This is a genomic window from Thiomonas sp. X19 (genome assembly GCF_900089495.1).
Classification (GTDB): Bacteria; Pseudomonadota; Gammaproteobacteria; order Burkholderiales; family Burkholderiaceae_C; genus Thiomonas_A.
In genome coordinates this window covers 4,588,616-4,601,395 of sequence record NZ_LT605203.1, presented here as the reverse complement: position 1 = coordinate 4,601,395, position 12,780 = coordinate 4,588,616, and the positions used below count along the sequence as shown (strand labels likewise).

The 12,780-nt window shown below is 60.8% G+C and carries 12 protein-coding genes; 2 read left to right on the top strand and 10 right to left on the bottom strand.

Annotation, left to right across the window (positions count from 1 at the left end):
- Positions 1-181 precede the first annotated feature (181 nt).
- From THIX_RS22615 to THIX_RS22590, 6 genes are all read right to left on the bottom strand, one after another.
- Positions 182-742, bottom strand: coding sequence for a hypothetical protein (locus tag THIX_RS22615; RefSeq protein WP_112487992.1), 561 nt, complete (start codon positions 740-742; stop codon positions 182-184).
- Positions 743-808: 66 nt separating this feature from the next.
- A complete protein-coding gene (locus THIX_RS22610; RefSeq protein ID WP_112487991.1) occupies positions 809-1,369 on the bottom strand; it encodes a hypothetical protein in 561 nt (186 codons plus the stop codon).
- A gap of 350 nt (positions 1,370-1,719) precedes the next feature.
- Positions 1,720-2,472, bottom strand: a complete 753-nt coding sequence (locus THIX_RS22605; protein WP_158540988.1) for a DUF4145 domain-containing protein — start codon at positions 2,470-2,472, stop codon at positions 1,720-1,722.
- A gap of 573 nt (positions 2,473-3,045) precedes the next feature.
- Positions 3,046-3,996, bottom strand: a complete 951-nt coding sequence (gene trbB, locus THIX_RS22600; protein ID WP_112487989.1) for a P-type conjugative transfer ATPase TrbB — start codon at positions 3,994-3,996, stop codon at positions 3,046-3,048.
- Entirely contained in the window at positions 3,993-4,232 is a 240-nt protein-coding gene (locus THIX_RS22595) for a hypothetical protein (protein WP_112487988.1), read from the bottom strand. Before THIX_RS22595 ends, trbB begins: the two co-directional genes overlap by 4 nt.
- 188 nt (positions 4,233-4,420) lie before the next feature.
- Positions 4,421-5,320 carry a LysR family transcriptional regulator gene (locus THIX_RS22590; protein ID WP_112487987.1) on the bottom strand — a complete coding sequence of 300 codons (900 nt, stop codon included), beginning with the start codon at positions 5,318-5,320 and terminating at the stop codon, positions 4,421-4,423.
- Between the two features lie 174 nt (positions 5,321-5,494).
- Between THIX_RS22590 and THIX_RS22585 the strand changes: the two genes are divergently transcribed.
- Positions 5,495-7,051: an MFS transporter gene (locus tag THIX_RS22585; RefSeq protein ID WP_112487986.1), complete on the top strand. Its 1,557-nt coding sequence runs from the start codon at positions 5,495-5,497 to the stop codon at positions 7,049-7,051.
- Positions 7,052-7,192: 141 nt separating this feature from the next.
- On the opposite strand, the gene THIX_RS22580 is transcribed toward THIX_RS22585, so the two are convergent.
- Positions 7,193-8,572 carry an MFS transporter gene (locus tag THIX_RS22580; RefSeq protein WP_158540987.1) on the bottom strand — a complete coding sequence of 460 codons (1,380 nt, stop codon included), beginning with the start codon at positions 8,570-8,572 and terminating at the stop codon, positions 7,193-7,195.
- A gap of 101 nt (positions 8,573-8,673) precedes the next feature.
- Between THIX_RS22580 and THIX_RS22575 the strand changes: the two genes are divergently transcribed.
- Positions 8,674-9,561, top strand: a complete 888-nt coding sequence (locus tag THIX_RS22575; protein ID WP_112487984.1) for a LysR family transcriptional regulator — start codon at positions 8,674-8,676, stop codon at positions 9,559-9,561.
- 48 nt (positions 9,562-9,609) lie between these two features.
- Here THIX_RS22575 and THIX_RS22570 read toward each other — a convergent pair whose 3' ends face one another.
- The 3 genes from THIX_RS22570 to THIX_RS22560 are packed head-to-tail and all read right to left on the bottom strand — an operon-like array spanning position 9,610 to position 12,727.
- Positions 9,610-10,644 carry a cupin gene (locus THIX_RS22570; protein WP_112487983.1) on the bottom strand — a complete coding sequence of 345 codons (1,035 nt, stop codon included), beginning with the start codon at positions 10,642-10,644 and terminating at the stop codon, positions 9,610-9,612.
- Complete coding sequence (gene pdxA, locus THIX_RS22565; protein WP_112487982.1) at positions 10,644-11,651, bottom strand: 4-hydroxythreonine-4-phosphate dehydrogenase PdxA; 1,008 nt, start codon at positions 11,649-11,651, stop codon at positions 10,644-10,646. The genes THIX_RS22570 and pdxA overlap by 1 nt, the downstream gene beginning before the upstream one ends.
- The gene (locus tag THIX_RS22560) at positions 11,648-12,727 is read right to left on the bottom strand and encodes a four-carbon acid sugar kinase family protein (RefSeq protein ID WP_112487981.1); all 1,080 of its coding nucleotides are present in this window, start codon (positions 12,725-12,727) and stop codon (positions 11,648-11,650) included. The genes pdxA and THIX_RS22560 overlap by 4 nt, the downstream gene beginning before the upstream one ends.
- Between the last annotated feature and the right edge of the window lie 53 nt (positions 12,728-12,780).

Below are 12,780 nucleotides of genomic sequence, written 5' to 3'. Positions count from 1 at the left end.
TCCCCGGAGCGCTTGCCGCGAAGGCTGCTTAGGTCATGGCCGAGGTGCCGACGTTGGACGGGTGACCGGAGGTCGGCCTGAGCGGTCGATCAGACCATTGCGCGGATACGCCTGCTCAGGGCTTGATAGCGGACTTTTGCGTTGTGCGCACCCCGAACGTGCGCTGTTGCTTCCGGAAGGGCTAGAGCGCACCTCGAGCCGCCACCACAAGTAGATACAGGGCAGCGCCGCCGGCCAAGACTGGAAGAAGAAAGTCTACGAGCGCACGTGCGACCGAGAGATACGGGATGGCGGTTTGAACTCGCATGTAGATGCGGACCGGTTCGCCACGCCATTGAGAACCGAGCCTGCGTTCATGCTCTTCCATGAACTGTCGGTCTTCTTCAGATAGCTTTGCTTTGGAGAGAAGCTCAGCCTTATAGACCTCATAGTTAGCCGAGTCGTCTTCCCACTCCGTGCTTCTATGGTTGACATACCAATACGCAAAGTCAGCGGACGCGTAAACAAGAAAGGCGAGCAGATGGTAGGTGATGATCGCGGCCATCAACAGCAAAAGCGCAGCGTGATTTGCTGGCGTAACCTTCATTCCTAGGGCTGCGATCTCGGAAGGAAACAGGTGGCCAAGGGTGATAGCTGCTGCGGCGAGACACCAAACGAGCAGCGTCTTGCGTACCTTTCGCGTCTCGTCCTTGAGCGGATCGGAGACCTTTCGGAGATCGCGGGCGTAAGGATTCGCTGGCATGTGCACTCTACTGTGAAATTGAGCCGGCGACGCTTGCGGCGGTCGGCTCAAATGGTGGGTCAGCCGTCACTCGGCCGCTGCCTCCAGTGCGCGCCGCAAACCGCTCGCCAGCTCGATATAACTGAGCGCAGCATCTGCGGTTGGCGAAAAGTCTTCTACGTGAGCAGCCTGATTTCTGAGCGTCCGGAGATCGTGATAGAGCGACACCTCTTCGGCAGAGAGGATGTTTTCCTTGTTTAGTGCACGAATAACGGCAAAAGGAGAATGTGCTTCGCGCTCCGGAACGTAGAGCGCTTTGTTCCGTACAACTCTAATAGCTGACTCTTCGATGCCCCGCCACGCTTCAAGGACGGCAGAACGCGGATTAACTTCCACCAACTGCAGCAACATATGCCGTTCAGGTGTGAGCCCCTCTGGTGACGGGATCAGTTGTGGTTGCGCCTTTGCCATGGCTTCCAGTTCTTTGACCTCCCGCTCGAACTCGGCCTCTAATGGTCCAGCTTTCAGCTTCTTGACGTGTGGCAGCAACGACCTTATTTCGGAGCGCAGCATCGCCACTAATGCAACAGTCGCAATTGGCCACGCCGTGAACTCGATCAACTTCGCGACGAATGTCAGTATGTCCATATATTGATGCCTAACATTCAAGGTCACCTGCGCTGCGCGGCCTTGTCGCGCAGGCCCTGTGGGTCGCAGGCTTATATCTCGCGGCTATAGCCATGGTGGGTGATGAAACTCCGCAGATTCTGGATCACTAAGACGATTTAAATAGATTAGCGCTTGCTTATGAGCTGCCTCATGGATAGCGGAACCATTTCTGAGCAGATCGTTGAAGGCTGTAACATCTGAGATTTCATCTTTCGCGCCGAATACAAAGTACATGGGAACGCGGGCCGAGTTGCGCTGCGCATTTGTCATTAGCAGGTACTACAAGGGCTTCCCCTCGAGCGCCCAGTTAGGCACTGGTGGCCACATGATTAACTTCCTTGTTGACTGTGTTTTTCAGCCAGCTTCCTCGCCAGTTCTTCGATGCGCTTTGAGTTTCCCATAATAATTTCTGAAAGAACGTACTCGAGCACCTCGAATGTGTCAAGTAGATCGGTCTTTGAAATTCCTCCCCGGTGGCTGGCGGTATTACCAATCCACTTTATGGCCATTAGCTGCGCGCCCAACTTTGGCTCTGTCTTTGCGTATGATTCTATCCGGGTGTGAAGGTTATATTTGATTTGCTTGCCAGATTCATCAGTTTTTTCCCGCGGCACCCCCACGTGCGTAAGTAGGTGCTCAACCGCCACCCTTATTCGTCCTGCGCATGCCTCTGTACTTGCCCAATAAAGCTTAAATGCTTCGCTTAGTGCGTCTTTCACATCGGTGGGTGACTTTTTTGGTACATTGATGATTGGCAGAGTTGGATGAATAGATGTTGGTTCAAAGCAATCGAAGTAGTCCCAGTCATCCTCTGCTGTGTACCGTGGCTCCACGCCACCACTGCCTGAAATAGCATATTGCTGACCACATTTCTCGTTGTCGCATTTCGCCCAAGCTGTAAAAGAGTACTCAATCCAGCTTGCGTCGAATGCTTCATCCCCGCGAGATTGCTTAGATTCACGTGTCTCTTCGTACTTGAAAAGGTCTGATTGAAGCCTAAGGATTCCAGGGGCGCAAGCAATGCAATTCCATGCGGGGCATGATTTATCACTGAGCGAGGATTTCCAGAAGTGGCGTTTCATAAGAATTAGTTTAACGTAATTTTTCTCGCAGATCATGCCGGATAATCTGGACGGCTCGGAATATTCTTGCCACGCGAGTCTTCAGAAACCGCAAGTGCATCATAGGTTTGCCAGCTTGTCCCTCGTCTGCATGCAAAGATAAAAAACCAGGAAACCCGGTGGCACTTTTTGTCACGCCATAAACCCCGGCATCAAGAGTAAGTGGGGGCGCAACCCGTACCCGCACCATCGCTTTCAGATTGAAGGTGCCGTGTCGATCGATGCCTAGATTGTGAACCAGAATGCCTGTGTTTGGTGTGATCGGTTCGGAGGCTGAGGTCGAAAGTCTGCACCCCGTCGAAGGCGCAGGTTCGATGGTGCCGAAGGCGGGAGGTCACGAGTCCGATGCTCCCGGCGACCGCTGACCACACCGTTGCCGTCGCATCCACAGGCACCGCCCGGTGCCCGCTTTGGCCGAGTACCGGCCGCTGCGTGTCACATCCAGGTGAGTTTTGCATAGGGCTGCCGACACGTTGTGCCAGTGGCGGCTTTGGATCAAAACGACTGGTGGGTTTGTACTGGAATACGCCGGCATCACGCTGCGCGCTCGACGCGGAACCCGCCGATGTCCGACCAGCCGCGCACCGCCACAACCTCTTCGACGCGGCGTCCGTCGGCGGTGCGCTTGATGGACACGACCACATTCACCGCTTCGGCGATGAGTTCGGGGTTGGGTGGGACGCCTGCCTCCTGGATGAGCTGCCCGATGCGGATCAGCGCGGCGCTGGCGTCATTCGCATGCACCGTGCCGACGCCGCCAGGGTGACCGGTGTTCCAGGCTTTGAGCAAGGCCAGGGCGCTGCCGTCGCGCACTTCGCCGACGACGATCCTGTCTGGCCGCAGGCGCATGGTGGCGCGCAGCAACCGCGTCATGTCGGTGTTGTCGCTGGTGCGCAGGAAGACGACGTTTTCGGCATTGACCTGCAGTTCGCGGGTGTCTTCGATCACCACGATGCGGTGTTCGCCATCGAGCCGGGCCACGGCGTCGAGGATGGCGTTGGCTAGCGTCGTCTTGCCCGTGCCGGTGCCGCCGCACACCAGCACATTGTGTCGGTTCGCCACCGCCTGTTCGACGGCCTGCTTCTGCGCCGGGGTCATGATGCCTTTTTCTACATAGTCATCCAGGGTGAAGACCAGGGTCGCCTTCTTGCGCAGGGCGAAGCTGGCACGTTCGACCAGCGGCGGGATGAGCGCTTCGAAGCGGCTGCCGTCCAGCGGCAGTTCGCATTCGAGGATGGGCTGCTGCGGCGTCACCACGGTATCGAGCATGGCCGCCACGGTGTTGACGATGGTCAGCGCCCGCACGGCGTCGATGTGGCCGGTCTGGTGCATGCCCTCGCCCAGTCGATCCACCCAGAGTGTGCCGTCGGGGTTGAGCATGATTTCGACGACCTGGGGGTCTTCGAGCGGGGTGAGGATTTCCGCGCCCATGGCCCGGCGCAGGGCTTCGGACTGGCGGGCGTGGGTGAGCTGCTGCGCGCTCACTCCTGCTCCTCGGCACCGGGCTGATCTTCGGGCTCAGCAGCCGTCACGTCGATGGGGCGCACGCCGTTGCCGGCCAGTTCCAGGATGTCGTCCTGGCTGGCCGGGCGAGTGTGTTCAAGGGCGGAGTCGGTGAGGGATCGGATCAGACCTTTGGCCGCGCCGCGCTGGGTGAATGCGCGCACGAGATAGTCCTTTCCGCCAAAGCCGACGACGTAGAGTTTTCCGGGGATTGCCATGACTGCTCCAGGGTTGCGGCGCCAAACGTTGGCGCCCTGCCCTGACTCTGCGGGGTGGGGACGGAAGGGGTGAACCAGCGCGCGTGTTGCGAGTCCCTGCAAGGTCGCCTCCCAGCCAGGGTGGAGCAGCTCAGGAAGACTTTTCCCGCAGGCACGCCAGTGGGACCTCCATCAAACCCGGCGACTGTTCACTCGCGGTGTAGATGCTGCCCCAGAAAGTCTATGAATACGCGCAGCCTCGGAACCATGTGCCGATTCGTCGCCCAGAGAATCTGAAACATGCCTTGACGGGTGCTCGCACTCTCGAGCACAGGGAGCAACTTCCCCTCGGCCAGCGGTTCACGCGCGACGAAGTCTGGAACGTAGGCAATACCAAGTCCTTGCAGCGCGGCCGACAGCACGGCTTCAGTATTGTTAAAGACGAGCTGCTGCGATCGAACAGAGGCGCTCCGGCCTTGCAATACCGACACGCCATTGAGTAGCCACTCCTGGAGCTTGCCGCTCGACGGATACTTGAATCGCAAACACACGTGATTCGCTAGGTCACGGGCATCGCCAAGCGCCCCATATTGAACAAAGTAGGCGGGCGATGCGCACACGATGAACCGATAGGGGCAGAGAGGTTTCGCCGTAAGGGTGGAGTCGGACAAAGGGCCACTGCGGATCACAGCGTCGAAGCCCTCGTTGATCACATCGACCAAGCGGTCGCTGAAATCGAATTCCAGGTCAATTTCGGGGTATGCATGGCGAAATTGTGGGATGACGGGTAAGAGAAGGCGGTAACCAATGGTGGGCAAACTGATCTTCAGCCTGCCGCGCGGTGTCCCATTTGCCTTCGAAAGCTCTGCCTCGGCGTCCTCGATCTCTTGCAGTGCACTGCGGCAACGCACGAAAAACGTCATGCCCTCGTCGGTCAGGCTGATCTGACGTGTGGTGCGATGGAAAAGCCTGACACCCAAATGCTTTTCGAGGCGGGCGATGCTCTTGCCGACAGCTGAAGCGGAAAGCCCGAGATCGCGGCCTGCGGCAACGAAGCTCAGCGTTTCGGCAGCCCGCACGAAAGCGGCCAGCCCACTCAAATTGTCCATAGTGCAAATCGCGTAACGCGTCTTACCGGCATTGCGGAATTTTCATCCACATTGTTCGGATAGCAAAGCCATTTATCTCAAGACGCCCTCTGCCTAGCATCACCCTCAATGCGAAGTGTGGTACGCCTATTCGGGACCATGCCCTTCACCAGCATTTGACTAGAGGATTTCTGTATGAGCATGGACGAATGTGGAACTTACAACGGAACGCAGAAGCTGTTGGTCCTGGGTGCCATTTGCCTTTCCGGACTCTCGATGCCCGTCAGCTTCACTGGCCCGGCAGTTGCATTGCCTGCTATCGCGCAAGGTTTGGGCGGAACCCCCATCGAACTTAGCTGGGTGACGAACGCGTTCATGCTAGCGTTCGGTAGCAGTCTCATGATTGGCGGCTCTCTCGCCGATCGCTATGGACGCAAGCGGCTGTTCATGCTCGGAACGATGGGATTCGCAATCTTGTCACTGATCGCGATGCACGCCACTAGCATGCTCTGGCTGGATACTTTACGGGCGCTGCAAGGAGTCGCCAGCGCCGCGGCGCTGTCGTCGGGCGCCGCGGCATTGGCCCAGGAGTTCGAAGGCAACGCGCGCACCCGTGCGTTCAGTCTGCTGGGGACCACGTTTGGCGTCGGCCTGGCCTGCGGCCCGGTCGTCGCCGGATTTTTGATTGAGCATTTCGGCTGGCGTTCTGTCTTCCTGAGTGTGACGGCGATCACGCTGCTCGCCTTCGCGTTAGGTGGATGGTGCATCCGCGAAACGCGCGACCCAGGTGCGACAGGATTCGATTGGCTGGGCGCGGCAACATTCACCGGTGCTTTGACGTTTTTCACCGTTGCGGTCCTCCTCGTGCCGGAAAACGGATGGTTGAGCGCACCCGTGCTGGCCCTGCTCGCAACATCCAGTCTGATCATGGCCACCTTCGTGATTGTCGAGCGGCGATCCAAACGGCCGATGCTCGACTTGTCCCTGTTTCGCTACCCGCGTTTCATCGGCGTCCAGTTCCTGGCGGCAGCGCCTGCGTATGCCTACGTCGTCCTGCTGGTGCTTCTGCCTCAGCGCTTTATCGGGATTGAGGGGCTGGACGCGATGACAGCGGGGCAAATAATGTTCGCGCTGTCGGCACCGATGCTTGTCATTCCCTTCGTTGCCGGGATGCTGACTCGGTGGCTTTCGCCTGGTCTCATCTCCGGCGTCGGGCTTCTGCTGTGCGCCTGCGGCAATGTGTGGCTGGCCCAGTGTCCTCCTGGGCAACTGCCGGATCAGACCATCTTGGCCATGATCCTCATTGGCACCGGCGTGAGCCTGCCGTGGGGCTTGATGGATGGTCTTGCAGTCAGCGTCGTTCCCAAGGAGCGGGCGGGCATGGCGACCGGCATCTTCAACACAACGCGCGTTGCCGGAGAGGGCATTGCGCTCGCCATCGTGACGGCGCTGCTCGGCGGGATGGTCCAAGCGAGCTTGGCAAGCAGCGAACCTGCCAGCGTGAGCAGTGCCACATTGAGCGCCGCGGCCAATCGCCTAGCTATGGGCGACATGTCCCGCGCGCTGCAGTTGCTGCCAAACGCGACGCATATCGGGCTCATGCACAGTTACGCAGACGCATTTCATCTCCTGCTCTACGTGCTGGCCGCCATCAGCTTGCTTTCTGCTGCGATGGTCTTCGGATTCCTGAGCCACTCCAAACCCACATATGTCGAACTCAGTGAACTCCGTGGCGAGAGTGCCGGGTTGTAGGGATAGCCGTCATTTGGTAACTGCGGACTGACGGTTGCGCCGCAATCTGCGACCATCGCTGTAGAACGGTACCAATCACAACAGATGGTGCCTTTGCGCGTCATGAGCTTGGCTTGCGGAAGCGGCAAGGCAGTCAGCGGTTCACTTTGGGCGGGGCTCCTCTCGCATGAAGAAAAAGGTGAGGACGGCGCCAGCCAGAAAGACGGCGGCGATCATCGTCAACGCCAGACCGGCTTTCAGGGTGGCACCCTGCAGCAATGCTCCGAGGACGGCGATGCCCATGGCGCCCCCGCTCTGACGTGCGGCGTTCAATACTCCGGAGCCCACGCCGACTCGCTCGGGAGGCAGGCTCGAGAGGGCCGCCGCGACGATCAGGGGTAGCGTGCCGCCGCCCATGCCGATGAGCAATCCACCGACGCTCATGCTCGAGAACGTAAAGCCGAAGACTGCCAAAATCGCCGCGCCGAGCACGCCGGCCAGCATCCCTAACGCCGCCAGCGAGCGAGCACCGATGGCGTTGACGATCCAGCCCGAAGCCGTGGCGAACACGGCGGTGGATAGAGTCATCGGGATCAGCAGGACGCCCACCGATAGCGGCGAGTAGCCCTGCGCCTGCAGCGCCACGGGCAGGACGAACAGCGCGCCGTAATACGAGAGGTTGTAGAGAAACGCCGCGCCTACCGACGCGGAAAAGGTGCCCGACCGGAACAGGCTGAGTGGCAGCATCGGCTCCCGCCGACGATGTTCGACCGCAAGAAACAGCAAGCTTGCGGCCACACCGATGGCCAGCGCACCGACGATGGCGGGCGACGTCCAGCCGTATTGACGGACCTCGATGGCCGAGAAGGTGATGGTGAACAGAGCCATGACCGCAAGGACCTGACCAACAGGGTCGAAGGCGCGCCGATGGGTCGCTGGCTGACCGGCGGAGATGGCGGCGATGGAGAGGACCACCAGGCAGACCGGAACGTTCACGAAGAAGATGGACCGCCAGCCGAGGGTCTGGACCAGCAACCCGCCGATCAGTGGCCCCGCCACCAACGCGGTCGCCGAGATCCCGCTCCAGACGGCCACCGCCCGCGCCCGCTGACTGGCCTGCGGAAAGGCGTTGGTCAATAGAGCCATGGAGCTGGGCAGGATCGCCGCTGCGCCAAGGCCTTGCACGGCTCGGGCCGCGATCAGCTCGGTCACGCTATGGGCCAGGCCGCAGGCTGCCGACGCCAGGGTGAAGAACGTCAGGGCGCCCAGGAACACCGGGCGCGCGCCCCACCGGTCGCTGGAAGCGCCGGCACTGAGGAGCAGGCTGGCGAAGACCAGCGTGTAGGCACTGGCAACCCACTGCAGCGCGGATAGGGGAAGGCCAAACATGTCCCCGATGCTCGGCAAAGCCACGTTGACCGCCGTCACATCCAGCGTCACCATGAACGAACTGATGCCGACGGCAGTAAGAACGAATGCTGGCGACTGCATCCCACCGATGCGCTTCGGTGCAGCGAGGGTGGATTTGACTTCGATGGACATGACCAGCACCAAGTGGGGGGGCGATGAGTCCATTTTGCTCAGCGATTTAGCAGAAGTAAAATTAAACTTGTAGATCCATTGCATCAGTTGAGCTACTGAATATGATGAACCTCATGCACTGGCGACTGCTCATCGCGATCGCCGAGTCGGGCGGCATTTCCAAGGCGGCGGCGAATTTCGGTGTGACCCAATCGGGAGCGAGCCAGGCGATTGCGCGGCTGGAAGAGCTGCTCGGGGTTTCGCTGCTGGTTCGAGATCGCAGGCACACGGTGCCGACAGCCGTAGGCGAGCAGGTCATCGCGCGGGCACGCAAGATGCTGGCCGAGCTCGATGCGATCCAGGCCCTGGCCGACGAAGCGAAGGGCTTGCAGCGGGGGCGAATCACGCTGGCGAGTTTCCCGTCCGTGTTTGTCGCCCTGCTGCCGCCGTTGCTGCGGACTTTCCGCCGACTGCACCCAGGCATCAAGGTGGTTGCCTTGGAAGCCAGCGACGACGAGGTCGAAGCCTGGCTCACCAACAACACAATCGACCTGGGTGTCGTCATGAACCCCTTACCCGAGCGCAACGCCGTGCCGCTGGGGCATGATGAATGGGTGGCGGTTGTCCCTGTGCGGCATCCTCTGGCTTTGCGTAGTCCTGATAGCACTGTGAATCTCGGCGAGCTCGTTGAAGAACCTTTTGTGCTTGCGACGGGAGGATGCGTGATTCATGGGAAAAGCTTGGCGGAGTCCGCAGGCCTGTCGCTGGCCGACCAGCGCGTCACGGTTCAGGATTGGGCGAGTGCGTTTGCCTTGGTCCGTGAAGGGGTCGGCGTCACGCTCGTGCCGAGTCTGACCCTGCCTGAGAACCAAAAGGGATTGCGCGTGCTTTCATTGCAGTCACCGATTTATCGTCACTTCGGTTTGGTTTGTTCCGATGTCGGAAAAGCGTCGCATGCCGTCAGCGCTTTTCTGAATGTTGTTCAAGCGACTGGTCAGCCCAGTCGTTGAAGGAAATGCAACATGGACGCTGCATCCAGTCCTGCACGGGGTGATGTTTCAGGCAGTCCAAGATTGATTGCTGGGAACGCGCCTCAGTGCTGGCGAATCGATGAGAAGTACCTCGCAAGCACCCCCTAGCGCTATTGGAAAACACTCAACACCACGCGGCACAACGATGAACTCGCCCTCCTCTACGACCTCATCACGGTCACGGAGCTTCATGAGAAGGCACCCCTTGTGCACGAAGAATAGTTCGTCCTCGTGCTGGCGGAATGACCAAGCCGACTCGCCTTTCAAACGTACCAGCTTGATCTGCATGTTATTTGTCTTCCGCGCGATTTTTAGCTCTCCCGGCTCGGATAGTCCGCTGAATGCCCTAGTGAGGTTTTCCTTGTGGATGGGCGATAGGTGCTTGTTAAGCACCGCCACGTCGCGGATGATGGCCGCGAGCTGACTGGGTAGGTCATGGGCCTTAGCTGGGTACCTGCCGTCCAGTGCGGCGGTCCCGATCGTGAAGCCGACTGCGCCGGCATCTTTCACCACATTGATGCGCTCTGGCGCGTCGATGGAACCGGCCACTAGAACCGGCTTGGACACGGCCGCGCAGACGGCCTTCATCAATGCGGGAACGTCTTCCTTCGACCGGTAGGCCAGCAGGTCCAGGCCATGAACGCCCTCGCGTGCGGTGATGACCTTCGCACTCTGAACGATCTCCTCAATCGAGCCCTCCAGAACGCTGGGGTGACCGGAAATCTGCCCCGGGAAGGGGAAGTATTGAATGCCCGAACCTTGGAGGATGGGCAACACATCGTCGACGCGCGTGCCACCGAGAAGAACGTCGACGCCGATGTTGACCGCCGCCCTGGCCGAGACAATCTCACTGTCATGGTCGAGCGACACCACTTCGAGGTACGACATGACGCCGTGGGCCTGGATGGCCTTGTTCAGGGCCTTCAACTGGTCGATCGGCAGCCCGATGTCCTTGAACCCGATGTGGCGAACGCCCAGGCTGAGGGCGGTCTGCAGATGCTGTGCGGCATCGGTGACGGTTCGGTCGTTGCGCGTGAGCATAAAGATGAAGCGAAGTCCCATCACAGTGTCCTTTCAATGGCGTTTGCCTCTAGGGTCGCCACCAGCCGCCGCGCATACGCGAGTGCCGTTTGCAGGCTGGCAGGGTCGGCAATGCCCTGACCAGCGATGTCGAACGCCGTGCCGTGATCCGGGCTGGTTCTCACGAACGGAAGTCCGAGCGTGATGTTCACGCCCTTTTCCAGGCCGAGATACTTCACTGGGATCAGGCCCTGATCGTGGTACTGGGCCACGACGACATCGAAGCGTCCCTGGCGGGCCTGCATGAAGACCGTGTCGCCCGGGTAAGGGCCGCTCGCGGCGATGCCCTCGGCGCGAGCGGCTTCGATGGCGGGCGCGATGATCCGGATCTCTTCGTCGCCGAAGAGCCCGCCTTCGCCCGCATGCGGATTGAGCCCGGCCACCGCCACCCGCGGTGCCGCGAAACCCAAGGCCTTGCCGCCCTGATGCGCGAGGCGGATGGCACTCATCTGGGCCTCGAAGTCCGCCTGTTCGATGGCCTTGCGCAGCGAGGTGTGGATGGTGACGAGCACGGTTCGGATGTCGTCGTTGGCGAGCATCATCGCCACGCGCACGGCACCCCCGTGGTCGGCCAGGATCTCGGTGTGGCCGGGATAGCGTATCCCGGCACTGGCCATGGCTTCCTTGTTGATGGGCGCGGTCACGATCCCGGCAACCTTGCCGGACCGGGCCGCGTCAATCGCCGCCACGACGGCGTCGAACGACGCCTGACCGGAAACGGCACTGATTCGACCGAGTGGCGGCAACTCGACGATCCGTGTGACCTCGACGACTTCGATCACGCCCGGTCGGTGCCGAGCCTCTTCGGGGCCCGCAATGCGCCGGACGTCGACACCGAGTCCCAACCGGCTCACGATGTCTGCCATCACCAGGTGGCTACCGAACACGATCCCCGTTTCATTGCCACTGGTCAAGGCCTTGGCCACGATCTCCGGTCCGATGCCCGAGGCGTCGCCCATCGTGATGGCCATTGGAAGGGTTGCAGTCATACAGAAGCCTTTTCTAGTGGTTTGGTGGATCGACGCAACTTCGCGACGGCGCGACGCAAGGCATCGTCGTCGCCGAAGCCGCCGGCCTTCATGGCGAGCAGGAGTGCGCGACCGTTGTCCCATGTCGCTCGCCCGAGCGGAAAGCCCGGTTCCAATTCCTGCAAGACCTCGAACTCTCGAACATCCAGTCGATCAAGGATGGCCTCCATCGTGTCGCCGCCGCTGGCGAGCAGAACGTCGAAGCTTCCCCGGTGGAGCATCTGCACCGCCTCGGTGGCGATGCGGCGCAACACCGCGGCCGGGTGGTCCTCGCGCTCACTCGGGCCACGCAGCAGTGTGAGACCACGCATTTCGCCACCTATCTGAGCGATGCGCTCGGCCTGCCGGAGGCTGCGCGGGTTGGCACTGCCGACCACAACGAGAATGTCGCCGTCCATGGTGGGGGGCGATGCAACCGGCGTTGCCGCGGGTACCAAACGGCGGGCCAATGCCGACGCCATCCCCGGCGAACCCGCCCACAGGATCGACGCCGGATCGGGCAACGCGGCGATCTGCGAGTCCAGTTCCTCCTGCGACGCAGCGTCAAGCAGGACGGCGTTTTTGACGCAGGCCGGGACGAGATCGGCGAGGGCCGAGTGGCGGGCAGGGTGGACAGGGTCCAGGCCATACTCGCTCTCGGCGACCGGGACGCCGCCCACGAGCTGGGTGCCTCCGATGGTCGTGCGTCCGGCTGCGGGAAAGGCGGGCGCGAACACGAGCGTCTGGCGCCCACTGGCTTTGAAGCACGCCTCCAGTTCGGCCATGACGTGCCCGCGCAAGGTGGAGTCCACCGTCTTGCAGATCACATCGCGGTCGGCCAGCTGGGTGGTTAGGTCGGCCACACGAGCGGCGGCCTCCCTTGCTGTGGTCGATCGGGAGGCGCAATCAACGGCGACGACGGCGCCCGTCTGGTGCGGTGGCCGGCCTCTGCCGACGATGGCTGTTCGTCCCCTCGCGACGAAGGGGGCTGCTGCGTCTGCCGCACTGGTGAGGTCGTCTGCAAGGATGGCCACACGGTGGCTGGAATCTGTGTGCATGCATCAATTGTCCAGAGGAGGCACCAAAATGAAAAGCGATTGTTTTTGCACAA